Origin of the sequence: Flavobacterium ginsengisoli (assembly GCF_029625315.1) — a bacterium.
Taxonomy (GTDB): Bacteria; Bacteroidota; Bacteroidia; order Flavobacteriales; family Flavobacteriaceae; genus Flavobacterium; species Flavobacterium ginsengisoli.
Genome location: NZ_CP121110.1, coordinates 2257267 through 2280428 on the forward strand (window position 1 = coordinate 2257267; position 23162 = coordinate 2280428).

Sequence of the window (23162 nt, forward strand, 5' to 3'; positions counted from 1 at the left end):
AAGTGAAAATCGGGATTTTTGAAAGTTTTAAAAGTCTTTAATTCTTAACAAACTTAAAGTTTTGCACCGGATGTCCAGTCGCTTTTACTTTTACCATATAAACACCCTTTGAAAGTCCGTTTACTGGTATTTCTGAACTAATCATGTCTTCGGCAGTAATAGCATTCTTCCAAACTTCTTTTCCGCTTATATCATATAATGAAATTGTCGCTGTACCATTAATTATTTGATCAAACTTAATTCTAAAACTGTTTGATGCAGGATTAGGAAAGACATAATTTGTAGAAGCAGTTGGCCAATTGTAACTTGGCGCACTTAGCACTCCTGCGTTCGAAATAGCATAAATAGCCGCATCTGCTTGAGGCAATTGAACATTCAATGTGCTTTGAGCAGTACTTGTCGCTCCAGAATAAAGCTCTTTGACTGTATAATTTCCTGATCCAAGTCCTAGACGACTAAAACTGATATTATTTGTCATCGTTGTATTTCCGTAATTAAAAACAGCTACATAAGTAACGTTGTTGTATGTTGCAGAAAATACATTTGCGGCATTGTATCCTGTGTTTCCATCGGCAGGAATAAAATGCATCTCATTACGAACAACATTCATTACATCATTATTTTGCAAAAGACTTTGTGCAGTTGTTTTCCACTGACCCGCAACAGAAAAATCATCACCTGCAATTACTGTTCCTGTAACCACGCCGCTTAATAATCTTGCACGATTTTGCCCTATTGAAGCAGTCCCAAAAACAATATGATCTGCATCTATATAATCGTAAATTTGATTTTGCCACCAGCCATAAGTTGTACTATTCAAAGTATAATCTGTTTCGTTTATGTTTGTGTAGGCATCGCATGCTATACGTCTTACGTGCGCAAAAGGGCCAGTAGCCAAATTAGGAGATATTGCGGCTTGCACTAACATCGTTCCGCCAATTTCATCAATCAAATATTTCATTCCTTCCTGATACGCTTCCATACCCGTATGAAGCTGATTATTTGCAAAACTGTCAGCTTCAATACTCGCATGCGTTAAAAAGTCAATTTTTATCATTTCGAATCCTGCGGTTTTGAAACGATTTATAAAATAGTGAATTCTAGCCTTAGTTCCTGGACTTGTCGGATCCATAGCATAAGCTCCATCCAACTCTAAAGGATTTCCGTTAACTTTTGTCCAACACTGATTATAAGTATATGAACTTCCTTCAACCTGACGATTGTATTTTCCCCAATCTACAAAAGGAGCCCAATAAATTCCAGCCTTATAACCTTTACTTTTTGCGTAAGTGACAAATTGAGCTAGCTCAGCATCACTCATATTGTCCCAATAAGAATCAAGATCAATATATAAAGTATTGTCTTGAGTTTTAAATGAAGGACAATCATTATGAAAAAAATCTACAACTGCTTTTGCTTTCGTCAAGTTAATATTGGTTTGCATAGCTCCCCAGCTGTTCCATCCAATTGGTTTTGGCGCTGTCCAGTCAAAAATATATTTAGGTTGCATTGCTGCATTTGCTTGTGCAAATTCTTCGAATCCTGTTCTCCAATCGTCTGTAGCATTAATCATTACTTTTGGAGAAGGGCAACTTGTCTGCCCCACATTTACCCAACCATGTCCTCTTGCATCTCGGGTTACATCTTGTTTTGTCCAACCTGCAATTACCGAAACATAAGCTGATGAAGAACCGCCGCCACTTACTGTAACACCTGTTTTCCATTTTGTATGCTCCAACGAACCAATTACCAAACCTTTACGATTGGTATTATTATAAATATTAGTTACCTCAGATGCTGTAAAATCAGCCGAATTTAAAGTATAAGCATTATATCGAATCCAGGCATCGTTATCGTAAGGAACAAATACAGCTCTAGCATCTCCTGTTCCAAAATTTGGCGTTACCTGATTACTGGTTAAAGGAGACATTTTATAGCAGTTTGAACCATTTCCTGTCAGCACAACTTGTACAGCCAGATAATTTTTATTGGTATAGGTATAAAAAATCTGTCGCATTCCGAGCGAATAATTTCCACTTAAGGTAAAAATGTGCTTAGTTCCGCTTCCCACATTATCGGTAAATGATTCTGAACTATAAACCGCTGAAGCAAAATTAGTACTCACATACTGCTGATCGCTATTTGCATAAGCAGATGCATTGCTAATTACAGTCGCACCATTAAATTTTATGCTATACGTTTTATTGGTTAAATTATAAACGATACTATTATTTGTTCCAAAAGCAATAGTTTGGTTAGTTCCTGCTTGCTAAAGGTGTTAAAATAAATTTGTCGAGATTAGGAGCCCATGAGTTGGTATTATCCCAAAGCAAAGTTGTTGTGCCGCTGTTCAAATAAACGTTTATGTTTTTAGAAGCAGACTGTACTCCATCCTCCACTCGGTTCGCAAGGAATCGCAATCGCCGCGGCAGAACCAGCTGTTAATCGAATCGCACGTGGATCTCCCGTACAATAAAACAATTGCAGATTGTACCAACCCGTTGCTCGCTACAGTAACATTTACAGAAACGCTACCAGTACCTCCTAAATTACCGACAATTTTTCCTGAACAGGAATCGCAGTTTTGAATGTCAGCATTTCCAGTGCGGGTACCATTTTCAAATTCGTAACTCTGACTCCAACTGCAAATCGTTAATAAAAATAGCATTAAAGTCAGTAGTTTTTTAACCGATACTTTTTCTTTTGTAATTTTTTCTTGCATAGTTTTTCAATATTAGTTAGTAAGATTTAGTACTATTCTGTACTATACTACAATAATAAGAAAAATATTAGTATAACATTAAAAATCAGACGATTTAATTGTTTAGTTGAAACAAATTAAACAGAGAGCCAATAAAACTGATGTCTTTTCTCTGCTAAAATATTTTTAGATTACAAAGTCTCTTTCTCTGTTGACTTTGAAAGCCTTAACTTTATTGATCGCTGTTCTTTTTACTACTCTATTATTTTCTTTAGAAATAATTCAAAAAAAATTTTCACAATTAAAAAAACGCCTTATATTTGCACTCGCAATCACGCAACGATTGCGACATACTGGAGAAATGGCAGAGCGGTCGAATGCGGCAGTCTTGAAAACTGTTGACTGTAACAGGTCCGGGGTTCGAATCCCTCTTTCTCCGCTGAATTTTAAAAAACCTCAATATTCTATTGAGGTTTTTTTTGCTTTATACAGAAGTTTACTCGGCTTTTCAATTCAATTTATAGCAAAACCTTAGCATAAAAATCATGTGCATTAAGTAAGAAAAAAATCATTATTTTTAACTAACCTTCATTTTTGCATTATGACCGATAAATCACAACTCTTAAGTTCCATTTTCAGGCATCTTGACGGCTTAGTTACTGCGCCTGTAGCAATAGCGCTAAAAAATAAATCTGTACTAGATTTTATCTTAAATAAAAAGCAAACCACTTTATCTGAACTTACATCGGTTTTTAATGCCAACGAAGGCTATCTAAATATCGCTTTACGAGTTCTCGCTTCTCAAGGATTTTTAGATTATGAAATCAATAATAAAACACAGACTATTTCAATTTCTGTAAATGAGAAAACCGAAATTGCTTTTTCATTATTTCATCTTTACAGAGATGTTGTAGAATTGCTTCAATTATCTATACATTTTCATCCGCGTTTGTTTGAAGACACTCCTTTTGAAAAACTCAATATCATTTTTGAAAAATATAAAAAGAGAGACGAAATTGAGCCTTCCAGTGATCCTCTAACGAATAGCATTCAAGAGCAAATTTTAAAACATATTGAAGGTTACCTCATCGGACCAACTATCGTGCGATTGGCAATGAACGGAATGTTTCATAAGTATTTTATGGAAACTTCTTTTAGACCTGAAGAGTTTCATAAATCGCCCGAAAATTTTAAAAAGATTTTAGACTTTTTTGTTCATCTGGGATGGTTTCTAGAAAAAAATGGCAATTATCAATTTACCGAAGCTGGTTTATTTTTTGCTAAAAGAGCCAGCGCTTATGGAGTTACGGTTTCCTATCTGCCAACATTTGCTAAAATTGAAGAATTGATTTTTGGAAATCCGGATATTTTAATAACTGCCGAAGGTGAAAACGAACTTCATGTGGATCGCGAAATGAACGTTTGGGGAAGCGGTGGCGCTCACGACACTTATTTTAAAGTAGTCGATGAAATCCTTATAAAGCTTTTTAATCTTCCTATTGAAGAACAGCCAAAAGGAATTCTCGATATGGGTTGCGGAAATGGCGCTTTTCTACAACATATTTTTGAAGTAATTGACAGGCAAACTTTAAGAGGAAAAATGCTCGACGAATATCCGCTGTTTATAGTTGGAGTTGATTATAACCAAACCGCTTTGAAAGTAACCAGAGCCAATCTGATCAATGCAGATATTTGGGCAAAAGTAATTTGGGGAGATATTGGCCGTCCCGATTTGCTTGCAGAAGATTTGCAAGAAAATTATAATATTGATTTGAAAGATCTTCTTAATGTGAGAACTTTTCTAGATCACAACAGAATTTGGCAAGACCCTAAACATGTTAACGAGAAAAGAGTCAGTACCTCAACTGGTGCATTTGCTTACAGAGGAAAAAGAATTAGCAATAATCTTGTTGAAGACAATCTTTTAGAACATTTACAAAAGTGGTCACCGTATGTACATAAATTTGGTCTTCTTTTGATTGAACTTCATACCATAAATCCAAAACTTACGGCCAATAATTTAGGCCGAACTCCAGCAACAGCTTATGATGCTACTCATGGTTTTTCGGACCAATATATTGTTGAAATTGATGTTTTTAATGCAATTGCCGCAGAAGCAGGATTATTTCCTGATAAATCTATTTTTAAGAGATTTCCTGACGCCGATACAGCAACAGTGAGCATCAATTTGTTGAAAGGAAAATAAATAAAATGTAACGTTTAAAATTAGCCGAAATAATATATTTCACCCCGCTGGGGCTCTTTCTTAAACCGCAATTCTATTTCTATAAATATTTCGTCCCTCTGGGACTTTTCTAAGACACAATTTAAAACTAATATATAGTTTCATTGGGATTTGAAAAACGTTTTCAAGCTCTGGAAGAGCGAAATATTTATAGCTAAAAATTCAAGACACAAAATAAAAGCTCCATCGGAGCGACATATTTCTGAAATTAATAAAGGAGCGACCTTTCCAGACGCTCCTTTAATTTGAATTTATTTAAGAAATTATTTTCCTCCAATCAATTCCATAATCTTGTCATAAATTGCCGTATTCTGATAAACTCCCATGAATTTCTCAGATCCTGGACCGTAAACAAAAACAGGAACCGGAATCGCCGTATGATCATTGGTACTAAAACTTCCGTGAACGTACCCTTTTTCAATACTTCCGTCAATTAATGATAATCCGCCAGTTTCGTGATCTGCGGTTACGATCAAAAGCGTTTCGGGATTTTTATCTACAAATTCCATTGCTTGCCCCACCAATTTGTCAAAATCAAGCATTTCTCTCACAACATATTCTACATTATTCTGGTGTCCGCCGTAATCAATTTGAGCGCCTTCGGCCATAATAAAAAACGGATTCTTTGTTTTCGAAAAAGTGTTTGTCGCTTTCGCCAGAGATTTCGTTAGAAAATCTCCTCTTCCATTTTTTATAGAAACTACCGCTGCATCTTCTAAAACGACAAATTTGCTGTTTTTAATCGTATCTAAACTCGAGAATTTATCTGAGAAAGTGTATCCTTTTTCGATTAAAACTTTAGACAAATCTTTACCATCTTTTCTAGAAATAAATTCTTTCTGACCTCCTCCAATCAAAATATCTGACGGACTTGAAAGAAAATCGTTAGCAATTGGTTCGCTTAAACTTCTTTCTGGCTGATGTGCATAAAACGCAGCTGGAGTTGCATCAGTAATATTTCCAGCAGAAATAATGGCCGTTTTATAGTTTTTCTTTGCCAATTGTTCTGCAATCGTCTGAAGCGGTTTCCCTTGTTCATCAACACTTATAAAACGATTATTAGTTTTATGTCCCGTAGCCATTGCCGTTGCTCCTGCGGCAGAATCTGTGATATAACTATCTGAAGCTTTTGTGATCGAGAATCCTTGAGTTGGAATATTAAATAAATTCAATTGCCCTTTGTTTGCAGTATATCCAGAATAAATCTGCGCTAATCCCATCCCGTCTCCAATTAAAAGAATAACATTTTTTGGGCGTTTATTCTTGAAAACATTTTTAGGAACATAAGCTTGGTGAAATTCTGTATTCTGGTAAAATGTCGTTTTAATGTTATTTATAAATTGAGTTAGTTCGTCTACTTTATCCGTTCCTATAAAATCAACTTTTAAATTCATCAAAGTCATGTACGTGTTTACGTTGTCTTGCGTAGCCCAGAATCTTATTTTTTTCTTTTGATCGTGGACTTTTTTGATAATTGCCTGAATTTTTTCAGAATCTGGTCGCGTCAAAACTCCTTTTCCGTTCCAAACTGTGATTTCATGTAAATCTTCGCTAATCATTTCAACTCTCGCTAATTGATCTGAAGTATAATTTTCATTCAATCTTCCATCAAAATAAATGAAATCTGGATATTCCTTCCATAGTGACGGTAAAGGTCTGTTTCCAGAAATAACCACTTTTATGTTTTTATTCGAAATAATATCTGGAAAAGTCTTTAATTGCTGTACAATTGTTTTTAGAGTTGAGTCGGCATCAGACTTAATATCAATCATTAATATTAAAGGTTTATTGCTCGGGTAAGCTTTTCCTTCCAATGTTTTTAATTTGTTTGAAAGAGGTTCCAAATACATGCTTTTAAGTGTATTGTGAGAAGCAATTTCTTTAGAAGTATGTGCTACAAACAATTCATTATTTACTAAAAAGACATCGGCTTCTATAACGCCCGTTTCATTAGAATAAGCACCATAAAAAGGTAATTTACTTTCGTAATCGTTATGAGAATGAATATTTGAAGAACTGTATTCTTGCGCTTGAACGAACAAGCAAAATTGAAGGCAAAAAAGGGTGATTATTTTTTTCATCGAAAATGATTTTTATTCTTTTAAAGCTGTAGGTAACTTTATTAGAAATGGGTTTCTGCAATTTATTTTTAACACATAGAAACATAGCTTTTCTTTATGTGTAAAGGCGTTTCACTAATTTAAATACAAATAGTAAAAAGTAATCTTGTCATTTCGACGAAGGAGACTCGAGCGATAGCGAACAGGCAAAGCAAATCTTCGTTAGCAACTCGGCAAAGATTGGGGATTTAGATTGTGGAGCTTCTAGTGAGGATTTCTCCTTCGTCGAAATGACAAGATTGTGTGAATGCGTTCGACTTGCCATTCCTCGGAATGACAAACTTTATTTTTTACAACTGCAGTCTCCTGACTAAGACTGCAGCGTAAAAAACTAAAAAAACACAATGAAATTATAGATTACCAGCCTTGGTTTTGAGTCAAAGCTCCTTTACTTACTGCGATTTCATCTGGCGGTATTGGCCAAACGTGGTGAATTGCAGGATTGAAATTACGAGCAGGATAAATAACGCTTCCGTTATAATGATGCAATGGTTTCGCGTACGTTTCTTTTGCATCTCCCCAACGCACTAAATCGAAATGGCGGTCTGTCCACTCACCTGCTAGTTCACATCTTCTCTCTCTTTTTAAATCGACCATTGTAGCTCCAGAAATATCTGTAAGACCTGCTCGGTGGCGAATCATATTGATTTCTGTATCTGCATTTTGACCCTTCATTAGTTTAGCTTCCGCTAACATCAAAATCACATCAGCATAACGTAAAAGAGGAACATTTAAAGCTGTAGAAGGCTTGTCTCCATTCGCATTTACATAACGAATATCTACTCCGCCCGAAGTTGTTTTGGGATAACTAAACGGCTCCATATATTTTTTAAACTGATAACCCGTTCTGTTACTTGAACTTACTACGTGATTACCTTCATTAAAAGTTACTGTTTCCCCGAAGTAAACAAATTTGTCTCCTTTTTGTAAAATCGTAGCGCTACGTCTTTTGTCGTTTGGCGCATACGTATCAAATAATTCTTTTGTCGGATAGAAATTTCCCCAACCATTGTAAACTCCCCATCCTTTATCTTCTAAACAAACTCCAGGAAAAATAGAACCTAAAGAAGTATTCTCTGCACTTGAAGTTACAGACCAGATATATTCTGAAGACCAATTGTTGCTGATTTTAAATACATCTTCAAAATTATCCAATAATTTGTGTTTTCCGCTAGCCACAATCATATTGGCATATTTGATCGCATTGTCCCAATCTTTTGCATACAAGTAGGTACGAACCAAATAAGCCCAAGCCGCAGTTTTGTGAGCGCGACCACGATTGTCTGGTGTAAGCTGATCAAAATAAGGCGACAAATCTGCGGCTTTAATTAAATCTGCGGCAATGTATGCGTAATTTTCAGCAACATTTTTAGCGCGAGGCACATAAACATTTGTTGGGTTTTCTCTTTCCTGAATTGGAATTCCCGCACGATCGTCTCCGTAATGGTATGCCAATTCTAAATGCATTACAGCGTGATTAAAATAAGCTTCTCCTAACATTCCGTTTTTTGTACTTTCATCCAATGCAATATTTGGAATATTACGAATTACGTCATTACAACGTTTCATGATTTCGTAGTGAATTCTCCAAATATCTTTAGTATCCGATTCTGATCCGTCTACAATAAAGTTTTTAATTCTTTCTGCATTTTGTCTTGGTTTAGTCCCAATATCATCGCTGGCATTATTCAGCCAAAAGAAACCACGACCGTACATATTATCATCAGAATACAAAGCATAAATTGCATTTACTCCTGCTTTTGCATCTGCTGGCGTTTTCCAGAAATTCCCGCTCGAAGGAGCTCCTTGTGGCACAACATCAAGTTCGCTTTCGCAAGCCGAAGTACTTACCAAAAGCACAAAACTCAATAATAAAAGACTTATTTTTTTCATTTTAATTGTTTTTTATTTTTTAAAAAGTTGCGTTAACACCTGTCATGTAAATACGAGAAAGCGGATAACGTCCTAAATCCATTCCGAAGTTTTTAAGTCCAACTTCAGGATCCATTCCAGAATATTTTGTGATTGTAAATAAGTTTTGTCCCGAAATAAAGAATCTCAGTTTCGCTTTTCCGTTCAACCAGCTTTCTTTAACGGTATAACCAATCGAAACGTTTTTCAATCTTAAGAAAGAAGCGTCTTCAATAAAAAGATTAGAAATACGACCGAAGTTGTTATTGTTATCTGTTGATGAAAGAACTGGAACATTTGTATCCGTATTGGTTGGAGTCCAAGCATCTTTTGATTCAGCCAATAAATTGTAACCTGGGAAAGAAGCATTTAAACCTGTATGTTTTACCGCATTGAAAACGCTGTTTCCTGCAGCTCCGTTAAAAAAGATGTTCATATCAAATCCTTTGTATCTGAAATTGGCATTCAAACTATACGTTGTTTTTGGAAAAGGACTTCCTAACACTACTCTGTCGCTATTGTTGATTACGCCGTCTCCATTTTCATCTTTAAATTTAATATCTCCAGCAACCGCGTTTGGCTGATACATTACACCATCTTTGTTTACATACGCTTTCACCTCATCATTACTTTGGAATAATCCGTTTGTCTGATATCCGTAGAATGCTCCAACTGGACTTCCAACTTGATAAATATTAGCTAATGGCAAACTACGAACTCTGCTTAAACCAAGCGGCTCTAATGAATTCAAATCGTCTTTAATAGAAACAATTCTATTGCTTAAGAATCCAGCGTTTGCCGTAACATCAAATTTAAATTCTCCGCGAGTTTTTTGGTACGTTAAACTCACCTCGATTCCTTTGTTTTCTACATCTCCTGAGTTTACAATTCTTCCTTGTGGCGTTCCAGAAACTCCAGGCAATTGGTCACGAACCAACATGTCTTTGTTTTTCTTTACATAAGCATCAACAGATCCAACCAAACTATTATTTAGCATCGTAAAATCTAAACCAATATTAGTCTGCTCAGAACTTTCCCATTTTAAATTCGGGTTTGATAATTCGCTTTCAGCATAACCATAATTAATTGATGGCACTGCTCCAATTAAAGCTTGAGTTTGAACTAAAGGCACACTAAATTGATATGGCCCAAGATTTCCTAAGTTTCCAATTTGTCCCCAGCTTGCTCGAAGTTTTAAGTTGCTGATGATTGGCTCAATACCTTTCATGAAATTTTCTTCAGAAATTAACCAACCTGCAGAAACTGAAGGATACACTTTCCAACGGTTATTTTCTAATAATTTTGAAGTTCCGTCACGACGAACAATTCCAGAGATTAAATATTTCTGACTGAAATCGTAATTAATTCTTCCCACATAAGACGAAATAATTTCATCTGATCTTCCAGCTGCGGTCTGCTGAATTAATTTTGCATTTAATAAATAACGCTGTGATGGATCTTCGTTATCAAAACCAGTTCCTTCAATAGTGTAGAAGTCTCTTTTTGTTTCTTGATACGTATATCCAGCCAAAGCTTTCAAATTATGTTTTCCGAATGATTTCTCATAAGAAATAGTCTGCTCGCTCAATAAATCTGTAGTAGTTATATTTTTCAGCGTCAATCTGTTGAAATCAAAGATTTTTCCTGGTTCTGTAACTTTTACTGTAAAATCTGATGCATTGTCTTGAATTCTTGTATAACCCCAGTTCGATTTCACTTTTAGTCCTGGAACAATTTCCCATTCTGCATACGGATTGATCAAAATTGTTGAAATAGGGTTCTTATTGTCTAATCTTTTCAAATACGCTACCGGATTGATAACGTCTCCATAAGAACCAATATATTTTTCTGGAACACCGCCAAACTGACCTGAACCATCTTCTCTATAAATCGTTGCATTTGGCGGATACAAAATTGCTGCTTGAATTGCTCCTGTATACGAACTTGACGTATTAGCAGTCTGACCATCAGTTAATGAGTATGAAATATTTTCTCCAATTGTGAAATTATCTGCCAATTTGAAAGAAGAATTTGCTCTTACTGTATAACGTTCTCCATAAGTATTTAGCAAAATACCTTCGTTTTTTCTATAACTTCCAGAAAGAAAGAAATTAGATTTTTCTGTTTTTCCATTTACCGAAAGCGACAAATCTTGAATTTCTCCTGTACGGAAAATTTCATCCATCCAGTTGGTTTTTGTTGTTCTTGCCGTTGGTTCAAATGCAGGATCAAAAGCAGGAATTCTTGGCAAACCTGCATTGTCTCTTGCTAAATTCATAGCGTCAGAATATTCTGCGGCGTTTAAAACCTGCAATTTTTTAGCAACATTCTGAAAACCTCCCTGATAGTTTACATTCACATTAATTTTATCCGAAACTCCTTTTTTAGAAGTAATTAAAATTACCCCACCAGAAGCTCTTGCACCATAAATTGCTTGCAGAAGCCGCATCTTTTAAAACGTTTATCGATGCAATATCATTTGGATTTATAGTATTTAAAGAACCACTGTAAATGATTCCGTCTAAAACGATTAAAGGCGTTTCAGCATTCAAAGATCCAATACCACGAATGTTGATTGTTGGCGATGCAGTTGGGTCACCACCATCATTAATTACAGTAACTCCGGCAACTGTTCCTTGTAATAATTCGGCTGCGTTGTTGTATGTTCTGCTAGAAGTCTCTTTCATAGAAACAGAACCAACTGCTCCTAAAACTTCATTTTTTTTCACACTTCCGTAACCCATAACTACAACTTCTTGAAGCTGTTTTACGTCGGTTGCTAATTTTACCGTGATGTTTTGCGAACTAGTAACTTTTACTTCTTGTGTTAGATAACCCACGTAAGAAAAAACAAGTGTCGCTTCTGAGGCATTTACTTCTAATTTAAATGTTCCGTCAAAATCTGTTGCTGTTGTCGCATCAGAACCTTTATCTTTAATTCCAACTCCTGGTAAAGGCATATTGTCATCTCCGCCAAAAACAGTTCCCGAAACAGTGATTTTATTTTGATCTGAAGAAGCAACTTTCTGATTTTTCTTGATTACAATATTGTTGCTCACAATCTCATATCGAAGTGCACTTCCGCAAATTTTATCCAGCGCCTGCTCAAGTGTTACATTATTCAGTTTTAAACTTAATTTCTGATTGGCGTTTACTTGGTCGCTTTCGTACATAAAATGCACATCAACCTGATTTTCAATTTTTTGAAATATATTTTTTATACTCTCATTATCAACTTTTAAAGTCACTCTTTTGTTAATATCAACATTCCCAGCTTTTACTGTTAGTGCGGTAAAAAACAAAGTCATAAATAGGAATAATTTTGTTCCTATTGTCCTTATGCTGGCATACCGCATTTGCTTTTCATTCATAGTCTTTAGATTTAGTGTAATTGTTTTGTTTATTAGGTTGCTACGTAGTTTTATTTTTATTGTTTAAAGAATTATTCGATTTTGTAAACCCCAGAATCCATTTTGTATTGGGCATTGACGATATTGCACACCAGTCCAATTACCTGATCGGCAGGCAGTTCTTTAAAATAGGCGCTAATCTTTAAATCGTTTAAATTCTTGTTTTTGACTTCAATCGCAACATTATAATTACGATTGATTGTGGCCACAACTTCAGAAAGAGGCGTTTCTTCAAAAACCATAATATTTTTTCGCCATAGCGAAATGGTATTCAACGGAACATCTTTAAAGGCTTGAAGCTTGTTGCTTTGCGATTTAAAAATCACTTTCTGTCCTGGAGTTACATATACATTTTCGTCTGTTACAGTCGATTTCACGTTTACTCTTCCTGTTGCAACCGAAACTTCTTGTGTCGTTTGATCTGGATACGCTTGAACATTAAAACTAGTTCCGAGAACTTTGGTATCCATTTTATTGGTATGAATAATAAAAGGATGTTTTTTGTCTTTGGCTACATCAAAAAAAGCTTCACCACTTAAATACACTTCTCTCGTATCACCTTTAAATTCCTTCGGATATTTAAGTACACTTCCTGCATTTAGCCAGATTTTTGTTCCGTCACTTAATTTTATCTGAGCATGTTCTCCTAGTTTTACTGTAAATTGCTTGTTTTCAACAGTATTTGATGTTGCATAAAAAAACACTGACAATCCAACAAGGAAAACCAAAGAAGCCGCAACAGCCAAGTTTTTATATTGAAGTGAAATAACTTTATTGGTATTCTTTATTTGTCTTAATTCTCTTTTCAGTTTTGAGCGGTCTGATTGAACCACTTCCATATTATCAAAAAAATCATCAGTACGATCGTACCATTTGTTCCACATTTCTTGTCCTTTCGGAGAGTACTTTCCTTCTAAAAAATTTTTGATTTCGTTATTTGAATTTTCAGGCATTATAATTTCTTTATGTCTTTAATAATATGTCTTGGGAATTGTAATTTTAGGTAGGCGCAAAAGGTTACGCTTCTGTTAAGAAAAAAGCTTAGTTCTTAATCTGAAGTTTACTTTTAATTGAATTCGCCCAAATGCGTACGCATAAATTTGAGCGCATATGTAATATGATATTTTACAGTTTCGATTGAAACATTCAATTCTTCGGCAATTTCTTTATTGGTGTAATGTTTTACTCGGCTGAGAATAAAAACCTCTTTTGATTTTTTAGGAAGTAATGATGCCGCTTCGTCAACTGCTTTTTGCAATTCATCATAATAGATAGAATCTTCGATAGCATTATAACTGGTTTGCGAAGCAGTATTTTTATCTAGAACCTCCTGAATGTATTGATCGGTAACTTCGTGCGATTTGATGTAATCTAAAGTCATGTAGCGAACCGAAGTGTAGATGTAAGCCGCAAAACTTTTCTGGATCACAATTGTTTTGCGTCTTTCCCAAATAGAGGTAAAAACTTCTTGCACAATTTCTTCTGAAATGGCGATTGATTTCATTCGGAGATATACGAATCGAACTAACAGATCTCGATATCTGAAATAAAGTTCATCAAAAGCTTTGTCCTTGCCCGATTTTAATAATTCAACAAGTTCTTCGTCTGTAAACTTCTTATACATGATTCATTATTTTATGATTAATCAAATGAAAAGCGTGAGCCAAAACACTTTTTCTGATTTTGTCTTGATAATGATCGTGCTGTTTAAAAATTGGCATATATAAAGTATTGGGTTCTTCTTATATGTCTCCAAAATTAAAGCTGAGGGTAGGTCGATTAGGTTACGTTTACATTAATAAAACCCTTCTAAAACGAAACATATTATTAACATTTGAGATCGAAAATTAGCCGCTACATAAAGGTTAACAGCATTTAGAACAAAAACTAAGAAACTTTGTTTGAGATAACAGTCTTTCTCTTATAAAAAGCAGAATTGAAGCGAAAAAGTGCTTAACAAATAATTAATAGGAATGTCTTAAAATGAATTTTATTCAGTTGAAATTCTTTTCAAAAAAAATAAAAATTGAAAATGGTTGACAAAAGCAACTAAATTTATATATTTGTACCTCAACAATACAATATTACAAATCATGACTACTACGACTTCAAAAATTAGAAGTTTCAATAGATTCTATACGGCGCATTTAGATATTTTAAGCCAGCATTATTTAGACAGCGAATATTCTTTGACTGAGATACGAATTCTATATGAAATCAGCGAAAGCAAAACTATAACGGCCCAAAAAATCACAGAAATTTTAAATCTAGATAAAGGATATTTAAGCCGGATTTTGAAGCGTTTTTTAAAAGAAAATTTAATTGAGAAAGTCACTTCTTCTGAAGACAAACGTGCTTTCAATATTAAATTGACTGATTCTGGAAATGAATTATTAAGCGTATTAAATGATAAATCTGAAAACAAGATTGAGGGTAAAATTGAAAAACTAAACAATTCTGAAAAAGAAATTTTAGTCGATTCGATGAATACAGTTAGAAATCTGCTGACAGAAAATAAAATAACTCGTGAAGATATTACCTATCGCCATAATATTACTCCTGGCGATATTGGCTACATTATTTATTTACACGGATTTATCTATGGAAACGAATCGAATTTTTCAACTGATTTTGAGAAATATGTAATCAAGACTTTTTACGATTTCTTAGAAAAATATTCGCCAGAAAATGACCGAATCTGGATGGCAGAATACAATAATAAAATTGTGGGATGCGTTGCTATTGTGCATCAACCTAATGAAGAAGCGCAATTGAGATGGTTTCTTCTCGATCCCGCTTTTAGAGGTCTCGGAATTGGTAAAAAACTCTTAACTGAAGCTGTAGATTTTTGTAAAGAGAAAAAGTTTAAAAATGTGTTTCTGCTTACGACAAGCATGCAGGATAAAGCACTTCAAATGTATAAAATAATGGGATTCGAACTTACAAAATCTGAAGAAGTTCACGAATGGGGGAAGACGTTTTATGAGGAGCGTTATGATTTGAGACTTTTCAAATAGAATTTATAAAACATGAAAATGCTTTAGCCAAAACTTCAAATGTTTAGCTAAAGCATTTTTAATATCCTCTTTTTATTTAAAAATAAGTCTAAATTTTATTGAAACAATTACATCATAGTATTAATACGAATACTAGCTTTTATAAGAGCCAATGCCGATATTTTTGATACATGAATATCTTTTGGCTGATGATGCGAATTCTGACTTACCAATTTCACATAATCCTGTCCTTGATCAGATTTCTGAACGTATTTTACGGTGATGTATTCTTCCCAGTCATTCAGTTTAACACTTAGAAGATACATTTCACCAAAAAAGATATTTTCAAATTCCGTTTCCTTATAAAGAATAATATCTCCCGATTTCAATAAAGGATACATACTATCTCCTGTAACAGAAATTGCCCCATCGCATTTTGGAAGATTTGGAATTTTTATTGTATCCAAAATTCTTTGCGGTTCCCCACTACTAAATAGCTCTCTTAAACCAGCAACTGCCTCCAAATCATACAAAGGTATTTCTTGATTTGCATGAAGCGAATCGACTGTTTTTCTATCACTATTCATAACCATAACGCTAGTATTTTCTTCTTTAATCATAGGTCCGTTTCCTGTTAACAGCCACTCTGAACTTAGGTCTGGATAATAGTGTAATATTTTACACGCTTTATCTGTTCCCATATTGTTGCTATTGTCTAAAAATTTATTAGAAAATCCTAAATCATTACAAAACTTATATTTAGTAATCCCTTTATAATCAAGATATTCCCGCACTCTTTCCGTTGACCCCATAAAAAGACGTATTATTTTACGTTAAAAATTTGTTTTAATGTATTATTTTACATTATATTTGCAAAGTAAAGAAAAATAAAATTGAAAAACAATAGGTTAAGCTAGAAAATATTGAGCAACAATAAAATAAAACAATTTTAAACAACACACAAACAATTGATTTACAAAGAATAAACAATAAATATTCGTAAAAAGAAAAATACTACCCTAAAACACAAAAAGAATGGAAAATACTACGAATCTAAAAATAGCTCTTTATAAAAAATCTGAAAACAAGAAAATAGCATTAAATCTTTAATCCAAATTAAAATGGGAACAAATCAAATCAAAGAAAAAATTCGGGAACTGGAAAATTGGCTGATCGAAAATCCAAACAGTCCTGAAAGAAGTTTAATCGAGTTTGACATTAAAAAATTAAAAAATCAATTAGAGAAAAATTATGAGTAAAACACAAATCGAAGAACGTATCGCATTATTATATCTAGCACTTCAATATTGTTCTGAAAGAACTAAAACTTTTACAGCTGGAGAGAGAATCTGCATTAATCAGGAACGTTTTCAATGGATGCATATTCTGGATGATGAAACTGCTTCTCCACGCCCTGTTTCTCAAAATATTGAAAGTAAAATAAAAGAGGTTTTGAAACTTGCTTTACACCATAATTTCAAACCTTATTATGCAGATCCATTTAAAGAAGAAATATTAATTTACTAAAAGCCAATTATTATGAACACTACAACTGCAAACAATTTTAAACCTGTTATGGACTTAACTCAATTTTCTGCGCAACAATTAAAAGAAGCACTTCAACGAGTTGAAAACAAGAAAAATGAAGAAAGAGATGCTTATAAAAAACTAGTTGCCGAAACGATTCCAAAAGCGCTTTCTAGATTACAGCAAACTTCTGAAATGATGCAAAATGCAAAAACGGAAACTTTTAGACTGTTTGAAACTATTCTGGATTTAAAAAATCAGGTTTACGGTTTTAAGGAAAAACAAATGTCACACACTTTTTCTAATGACAAAGAAGAAATCACGATCGGTTATCGTATTAATGAAGGTTGGGACGATACTGTAACTATTGGTATTGAAAAGGTTCAGAACTATATTTCTTCTCTTTCAACTAGTAAAGAAACTGCTTCTTTAGTCAAAATTGTTTTCAATCTTCTAAAAAAAGATGCCAAAGGAAACCTGAAAGGCTCCAGAGTTTTGGAACTTCAAAAGCTGACAAAGGAGTTTAACAATGAAGAATTTACAGATGGTGTAGAGATTATTGCTTCCGCTTTTAAACCTGTACGTTCAAGCTGGTTTATTGAGGCATGCCGAATTGATGAAAATGGCGTAAGAACCAATATTACACTATCGATGTCTTCTGTAGATTTTTTACAAGGATATGCTTTTGATTTTTTTAACCAGCAAAACGAACAAAATCATGCGACTTAATCACGACATTTATTTATCACTGTTATTAACGATCCTGTTAATTCTAACCAATTTAAAACCGATTCTTTTATTTAGAGAATGGTTTTATTTCAAATTAAAAACAACTTTTAAACAATACCTGAATGAGCGTAAAAATAAAGCCAATTACAGATCATGAAAGCTACAAAGTAAATGAACATACTATCTTTAAAGACAGACTCGGAAACTGGAATTGCACTCATGACTTATCCCAAAAAGAACGACTGGCTTTTAATCAGTACGAAAGTATTGTAATCAAAAATCCGAGATTCAAAAAACACACAACAGCCACTTACAAAGGCTAAAAACGACCTCTCAACCTGCAGCCGAAAAAAAGCAGGTAAATAAAAATGGTTCCTGTTTCTTCTTCTTTCTGAAGAGAATCAGGAACCGACAAACGGGCGATTTCTGCCCTTATAATAAACAGCCAAAACTCATTCTTTCTATTGGAATCCAAACCTAAAAAGGTTTTGGAAACAGGATTGTCATGCGGGGTTTGCTGACCTAAATTGTTAAATAAAATCTTTAACAAATACAACCTCAGAACGAGGTTCAATATAAAAATGGCATCAGGAAGTAAAACCATTTATTGAATATGATCAAATGGTTTGGCTGTCTTAAATATGATGTCTTTATAATTCAAACTATTAACTCTTTTTCAAACTTCGTTCTTCTTAAAATTTTCTTTTTTCTATCATTCAAAATATTATCTCTCATGCCTATATCTTCAAACAGAAGTCTCGGAATTCAAAAAAATAAATTAATGCGTTACAAACTCATTAAAGAACTGTATCAAAAACACAAAACGGAAGATATTCCAACTACTGTTGTGTGGCGTAAATACGTCTATCCGGTTTACCCGATTTCGAGAACTACTTTGTATGAAATTCTCTGTACACCTATCACTTCTGAACTAAAAAAAATAGAAGAACTTATGAGCAATCAAAAAAGACCTTCTTAATACTTGTAAAAGAAAAAAAACTTCTTTTTTAATCTTCAAAAGCATCCTTTTTGTGATGCAAAGATGAAGCATTTACTTCATCTAAAACGACTTCTGTTCGCTTTCCTTACAACTCTGTAAAGCCCTAGAATACAAATGTTCGCAGACCTTGCATTCATTTTATTTAGGGCTTTTTTTACCCAATCTTTGCAATCTCAAAAGGAAACAAATGAACCTCAAAAACTAGATAAATCTTCTAGTTAAGCTTCCTCAAAAAACAACTTTCAGGTTGTCTTTCAAAAACATTTTTTAATCCAACATTAAACTTTAAACACATTCAATGGAGCAGTTTTTATACCCCACTCTAACCGCATTTTTTGCCGCTTTTATTACTTGGTTTTTCTCTATGCGAAAATCACTGGCAGAAGACCGCGCAGCAGAACTCGACAATGCCGTAAGTGCCGTAAAATATTACCGTGATCTTCTGGACGATATTACAGCAAGACTTACCGCCGCTACAGAAACCATAAAAAAAATGGAAATACAGCACAAAGAACTCATGCTGATCAACCAGCAATTGGTTGACGAACTACAAAAATTTAAACAATTAAACGGAAAAAGCTCATGACACTAGCTCAAAAAACGATCGCAATCGCAACGGCACAAATTGGTGTCGAAGAAATGCCAAGAAACAGCAACTCAGGCCCTGAAGTCGAAATTTATCTACGAAGCGTCGGACTTGGTAAAGGATACGCCTGGTGCATGGCTTTTATTTATTGGTGCACACAGAACGCCGCCGCCCAAATGAACGCTAAAAATCCTTTAAAGAAAACGGGAGGTGTTTTAGATCAATACCATTCGAGACCTCTTTTGGTAAAAAAAACACCTCAGCCTGGAGATGTTTTCATCATGGATTTTAATAACGGCACAGGTCACGCCGGATTTGTCGAGAAAATTGCAGGAAACACCATTTATACCATCGAAGGAAACACCAATGATTCTGGCGGGCGCGAAGGCTATAAAGTAGCTCGAAGAAAACGCGATATAAAAAGTATTAAAGGCTTTTTACGCCTCTAAAACCAAAACTTAAAAATCAATCTTAATTATGACAAAAAAACTAAAATGTCTTGTTTTTTCTTTTTTCATTATCCTAATCATGATTTCGTGTCGAAGTCCGAAACCAGTGCAAAATGAAAACAAAACTCAGACTATTACTATTACAGAAACTTTACACGATACAGTTTTTAAAATTGCTAAAGACAGCAGTTCCTACAATGCATTACTAGAATGCCTTAACGGAAAAGTGATTCTTAAAAATGTTATTCAAGCCGAACCAGGGCGTACATTAAAAAGCCCAAGGGTTCGACTTGATAACAATAAACTCCAAGTAGACTGCAACCTCAAAGAACAGGAACTCTACGCGCATTGGAAATCGAAACAGGTTAAAGATGTTCAAGAGAAAACGATTACGATTACTGAGTTTACTAACTATCTCACTTTTTGGCAGAAAGTCCAAATCTGGCTAGGAAGATCGCTACTACTTATCCTGCTTTTCCTGATTGGAAGATTCTTGTACAAAACCTATAGACCTGAATGGTTTAAATAAAAAAATTTATTACTAATACTTAAAATATGTCCGCAAAATCCCATTTTTTTATAGAGTCGGGAGGTTTTCCCGCGCAGCTATCAGGTCAGGACTTTGGACCTCAATCTGAAACTGTTTTCAACCTCACTTCTAGATTTTCTTTAGACGCGCCCAAAAAAGCCTTTTCGATTTGCAAAGGAGTTGTTTTGATCCAGCCTCAAACTGGCAATCCTGATAAAGTGAATCTAATTCTTCGTCCTTACAACCAGCCATTTCCTGGACTGAATATCAAATATTTTGTTTACAGAGGTTTACAGAAAAGTGACTTTTTTACTAATGATACAGAGCCTTTAATTAAAAAGAATGAAGGATCATATTCTGATTTTATTGACAAAATAAACATCGATTTCAACGCTTTTCATAAAGATCGTGTAAAAAAAGAAGGTGAAACAACTACACCTATTCCTGTTCCTCCTTTCACCGCTAAATTTATTGGTTATGATGCAACTCTAACTGACACAACAATCCTGCTTTCTGACTTCTTTTTTAAAGAATCCAAATTTGTCGCAGCTGGCGATACTTTTGATGAGAAAGACGATTTCGAATTACCATTAATAGATATTGGAAAATCATTAGGAAATTTTGCCGAAGGCGAATGCGGAATTGATGTTGTTCTAAATTACGGCGATTACAAACATGATTTTGACAATACTGAGTTTGCTTTCAATTTAGAATATGCCCGCAAACCTTTTGCAGAAATTACGGTAAATGGTTCAACAGATTTCATTAAGAAATTACAGCGCGAGCAAAGCACTCAATTTATTGATATTGCGGCTTTTTATGGGTCGCATGTTGAAAATGGAGTTGTTACAGCAACTGTTTCTGGAGTTCAAACCGAGAAAAAAGGAACAGCTATTTTCAGTGATTTGCTTAATAAGTTTTGGACAAAAAACAATTGGTACGTCTATATTCAAAGCGATCGTACACGCAGTTATGATTTTTACAAAAACTATAAAATTGGTGAAGGCTCTGAAAACCTAAAAACAGGATTACTGAAAGATACAGCAACCAATGAAATACCTATGGCTGCTGTAACTTATGGCGCTTCTGGTTGGCGGTTCTAATTAATACACAAAACCAAGCTAATACGGTTACAACAAATAATCTGTACTTACAATTTTCAACCGACAACAATAACAACACTGCTTTTTATGGACAAATTGGTAAAGTTGCCAATGCACAAAAAGATAATTTTATTAATGCTGACGGACTACGATTACCACATGATGAAGAAGGAAATTATAGCGAGTTAACCTCTAAAGTACAATTGACCACTCCTGCTGTTGAAGGTAAAAACATTGTCGCATTAAGTATTTTGATTTATCAGGGAAAATTAAATACTTATAAAATTCGTGAAGAAGAAGACGAAAACGGAAATCCTATAGCCGTAAATGGTGTCGCCAACTTTTTTGATGATGTCTTTAATTTAATTAAAGCGCAACCATTACTAAAATTAGGCAGTGACGAAAGTTATTCTAGAATGACTTCTGAAAAACTAAATCTAATTAATGAGTTTTATGATAAAAAACAGCAGGGAATTTCTGTTGCGCAAACAGTAACGGTTAACGATATCATTGAAACAGGAATTGAAGAAAAACCTTTTGTTGAACGTGTAACCTATCTTACAGAAGCGGCAGATGTTATGAATAATGCTGTTTCTGCAACTGGAAGCACTACTCCAGATACTAAATCTACAGCTTCTGCCAGTGGTGCAGTAACTAAAAGCAAAACCTATCAGTTGCCAGATCCTTACTATTACAATTTAAAACTGTTTACAGACAGCACACAAACTATTACAGGACTAGAACTAAAAACACTAGATGGCTCTACACCCAACAAAATTATCCTAGGATTAACTAAAGAGGAAAATGAAATTATAAAAGATTTGATTTCTAGTGATGTAAAAAATCCTCGTTTGTTTTTGATTGATCTTTTTGAAGATGAAAATGAATTGATTTCTCCGGAAAATATCAAGTATCAGAAATACAAAGTTGGTGTTGTGGCTGAAAATGCTGAAGGCAACAATGAATTGATGGAAGAGCTAGAGAATCCTGTTTTTGTTTATTCTCTTGATAGGAGATATCATTTTAGTAAGGGGTATAGCGAGTATATGCCTGAACAAGAATTACAAAGCACATATTTAATAATAAATAAAGACCTTGAATAATGGTAGTACTTTTATATAAATCAGGAATACCTGTAAAATTATCTGAAAAGTTCAGTAAATTAGAATTTGATATTGAAGGCTTTTTAATAGGATTTACATTCAAAGAAAATACACTAAGCGATTCTATTAATTATCGTTTTTATTTTAAAGCAGAGTTTAAAACAAATGACAAAAAAAGATCTGATTTAATTGATGCATATTATGACGAAACTCAATTTCTTAAATATATTGAAAACACAGGACCGGATATTCCTTTAGGTCGAGACATGATTTTTAAGTATAAATTTAATTTTGACAAATATCTTGCAAGACCAGGAGATTCTATTTCTGTTGGTGTAACCAATTTTAATGCTCCTTATGATTTCTTTTATGACCGAAAAAAATATGAATTTAAAATTGAAAGTACGTTAGACAATAAAGGAATCAGAAGTTATTCTGATTCAACAACAGAAGGTTTTGAAAAAATTGATTATATACTTAGATTACCTAATAAATTTACATCACAAACTATTTCGGTTCCAATAACTCCAGCAAACAGATTCGGTTATCATTTTTATAATAAAAATCTAGGAAATTACATTAATCAATATTCTAATGATGCTGATAAAAGAAAATTAAAGAAGATAGTTATTTTAATTATTTTTAAAATACGAGAAATTGTTGAAGATATTTTTCCAATGCTATTAAGTGACGAAGGTTCTGATCTTATTTTAGAAGGAGTCTGCTAATAGTAATGATATAGATTTAAGTGGT

At 34.0% G+C, this 23162-nt stretch carries 23 protein-coding genes and 1 tRNA gene; 14 read left to right on the plus strand and 10 right to left on the minus strand.

Features of this window, described 5'->3' with window-relative positions; genetic code table 11:
• Positions 1-37: 37 nt before the first annotated feature.
• Together P5P87_RS10545 and P5P87_RS10550 are read right to left on the minus strand one after the other, a co-directional pair.
• On the minus strand, positions 38-2125 hold the full coding sequence (locus P5P87_RS10545) for a T9SS type A sorting domain-containing protein (protein ID WP_278022507.1): 2088 nt from the start codon (positions 2123-2125) through the stop codon (positions 38-40).
• Between the two features lie 237 nt (positions 2126-2362).
• Positions 2363-2722, minus strand: a complete 360-nt coding sequence (locus tag P5P87_RS10550; protein WP_278022508.1) for a carbohydrate-binding protein — start codon at positions 2720-2722, stop codon at positions 2363-2365.
• 334 nt (positions 2723-3056) lie between these two features.
• On the opposite strand from P5P87_RS10550, the gene P5P87_RS10555 reads away from it, so the two are divergent.
• Positions 3057-3140 (plus strand) — tRNA-Ser (locus tag P5P87_RS10555).
• 162 nt (positions 3141-3302) lie between these two features.
• Positions 3303-4907, plus strand: a complete 1605-nt coding sequence (locus P5P87_RS10560) for a class I SAM-dependent methyltransferase (protein WP_198856741.1) — start codon at positions 3303-3305, stop codon at positions 4905-4907.
• Between the two features lie 302 nt (positions 4908-5209).
• On the opposite strand, the gene P5P87_RS10565 is transcribed toward P5P87_RS10560, so the two are convergent.
• The 6 genes from P5P87_RS10565 to P5P87_RS10590 form a co-directional block, all read right to left on the minus strand.
• On the minus strand, positions 5210-7027 hold the full coding sequence (locus P5P87_RS10565) for an alkaline phosphatase (RefSeq protein WP_278022509.1): 1818 nt from the start codon (positions 7025-7027) through the stop codon (positions 5210-5212).
• A gap of 396 nt (positions 7028-7423) precedes the next feature.
• The gene (locus tag P5P87_RS10570; RefSeq protein WP_278022510.1) at positions 7424-8959 is read right to left on the minus strand and encodes a RagB/SusD family nutrient uptake outer membrane protein; all 1536 of its coding nucleotides are present in this window, start codon (positions 8957-8959) and stop codon (positions 7424-7426) included.
• Positions 8960-8978: 19 nt separating this feature from the next.
• Positions 8979-11426, minus strand: a complete 2448-nt coding sequence (locus tag P5P87_RS10575; RefSeq protein ID WP_278022511.1) for a SusC/RagA family TonB-linked outer membrane protein — start codon at positions 11424-11426, stop codon at positions 8979-8981.
• Entirely contained in the window at positions 11362-12348 is a 987-nt protein-coding gene (locus P5P87_RS10580) for an STN domain-containing protein (RefSeq protein ID WP_278022512.1), read from the minus strand. Before P5P87_RS10580 ends, P5P87_RS10575 begins: the two co-directional genes overlap by 65 nt.
• A gap of 71 nt (positions 12349-12419) precedes the next feature.
• Positions 12420-13340 carry a FecR family protein gene (locus P5P87_RS10585; RefSeq protein ID WP_278022513.1) on the minus strand — a complete coding sequence of 307 codons (921 nt, stop codon included), beginning with the start codon at positions 13338-13340 and terminating at the stop codon, positions 12420-12422.
• Between the two features lie 113 nt (positions 13341-13453).
• Positions 13454-14011: an RNA polymerase sigma-70 factor gene (locus tag P5P87_RS10590; RefSeq protein ID WP_198856736.1), complete on the minus strand. Its 558-nt coding sequence runs from the start codon at positions 14009-14011 to the stop codon at positions 13454-13456.
• A gap of 412 nt (positions 14012-14423) precedes the next feature.
• On the opposite strand from P5P87_RS10590, the gene P5P87_RS10595 reads away from it, so the two are divergent.
• Positions 14424-15404: a bifunctional helix-turn-helix transcriptional regulator/GNAT family N-acetyltransferase gene (locus P5P87_RS10595; RefSeq protein ID WP_278022514.1), complete on the plus strand. Its 981-nt coding sequence runs from the start codon at positions 14424-14426 to the stop codon at positions 15402-15404.
• A 107-nt stretch (positions 15405-15511) separates the two neighbouring features.
• Here the strand turns inward: P5P87_RS10595 and P5P87_RS10600 are convergent, their stop codons facing one another.
• Positions 15512-16195, minus strand: a complete 684-nt coding sequence (locus P5P87_RS10600) for a S24 family peptidase (RefSeq protein ID WP_278022515.1) — start codon at positions 16193-16195, stop codon at positions 15512-15514.
• 309 nt (positions 16196-16504) lie between these two features.
• Here P5P87_RS10600 and P5P87_RS10605 point away from each other — a divergent pair, with 309 nt between their 5' ends.
• The 4 genes from P5P87_RS10605 to P5P87_RS10620 all read left to right on the plus strand — a co-directional run bounded on the left by P5P87_RS10605 (position 16505) and on the right by P5P87_RS10620 (position 17962).
• Positions 16505-16642, plus strand: a complete 138-nt coding sequence (locus tag P5P87_RS10605) for a hypothetical protein (RefSeq protein WP_278022516.1) — start codon at positions 16505-16507, stop codon at positions 16640-16642.
• Positions 16635-16910, plus strand: a complete 276-nt coding sequence (locus P5P87_RS10610; RefSeq protein ID WP_278022517.1) for a hypothetical protein — start codon at positions 16635-16637, stop codon at positions 16908-16910. Before P5P87_RS10605 ends, P5P87_RS10610 begins: the two co-directional genes overlap by 8 nt.
• A 12-nt stretch (positions 16911-16922) precedes the next feature.
• A complete protein-coding gene (locus P5P87_RS10615) occupies positions 16923-17639 on the plus strand; it encodes a DUF3164 family protein (protein ID WP_278022518.1) in 717 nt (238 codons plus the stop codon).
• Positions 17640-17761: 122 nt separating this feature from the next.
• Positions 17762-17962 carry a hypothetical protein gene (locus P5P87_RS10620; RefSeq protein ID WP_198856731.1) on the plus strand — a complete coding sequence of 67 codons (201 nt, stop codon included), beginning with the start codon at positions 17762-17764 and terminating at the stop codon, positions 17960-17962.
• Here the strand turns inward: P5P87_RS10620 and P5P87_RS10625 are convergent.
• Entirely contained in the window at positions 17959-18243 is a 285-nt protein-coding gene (locus P5P87_RS10625; protein ID WP_278022519.1) for a hypothetical protein, read from the minus strand. The two genes, P5P87_RS10620 and P5P87_RS10625, sit on opposite strands and share 4 nt — an antisense overlap.
• A 129-nt stretch (positions 18244-18372) precedes the next feature.
• Between P5P87_RS10625 and P5P87_RS10630 the strand changes: the two genes are divergently transcribed.
• From P5P87_RS10630 to P5P87_RS10660, 7 genes are all read left to right on the plus strand, one after another.
• Entirely contained in the window at positions 18373-18618 is a 246-nt protein-coding gene (locus P5P87_RS10630; RefSeq protein ID WP_099720049.1) for a hypothetical protein, read from the plus strand.
• Between the two features lie 319 nt (positions 18619-18937).
• Positions 18938-19225 (plus strand): methyl-accepting chemotaxis protein, encoded by a 288-nt coding sequence (locus tag P5P87_RS10635; RefSeq protein ID WP_095931269.1) that lies wholly within the window; start codon positions 18938-18940, stop codon positions 19223-19225.
• Positions 19222-19674: a CHAP domain-containing protein gene (locus P5P87_RS10640; protein WP_278022520.1), complete on the plus strand. Its 453-nt coding sequence runs from the start codon at positions 19222-19224 to the stop codon at positions 19672-19674. Before P5P87_RS10635 ends, P5P87_RS10640 begins: the two co-directional genes overlap by 4 nt.
• Positions 19675-19702: 28 nt before the next feature.
• A complete protein-coding gene (locus P5P87_RS10645; protein ID WP_278022521.1) occupies positions 19703-20203 on the plus strand; it encodes a hypothetical protein in 501 nt (166 codons plus the stop codon).
• A 26-nt stretch (positions 20204-20229) separates the two neighbouring features.
• A complete protein-coding gene (locus P5P87_RS10650) occupies positions 20230-21306 on the plus strand; it encodes a hypothetical protein (RefSeq protein WP_278022522.1) in 1077 nt (358 codons plus the stop codon).
• Positions 21294-22409 carry a hypothetical protein gene (locus P5P87_RS10655; RefSeq protein WP_278022523.1) on the plus strand — a complete coding sequence of 372 codons (1116 nt, stop codon included), beginning with the start codon at positions 21294-21296 and terminating at the stop codon, positions 22407-22409. The genes P5P87_RS10650 and P5P87_RS10655 overlap by 13 nt, the downstream gene beginning before the upstream one ends.
• The gene (locus P5P87_RS10660; RefSeq protein WP_278022524.1) at positions 22409-23137 is read left to right on the plus strand and encodes a hypothetical protein; all 729 of its coding nucleotides are present in this window, start codon (positions 22409-22411) and stop codon (positions 23135-23137) included. The genes P5P87_RS10655 and P5P87_RS10660 overlap by 1 nt, the downstream gene beginning before the upstream one ends.
• The last annotated feature ends 25 nt before the right edge of the window (positions 23138-23162 follow it).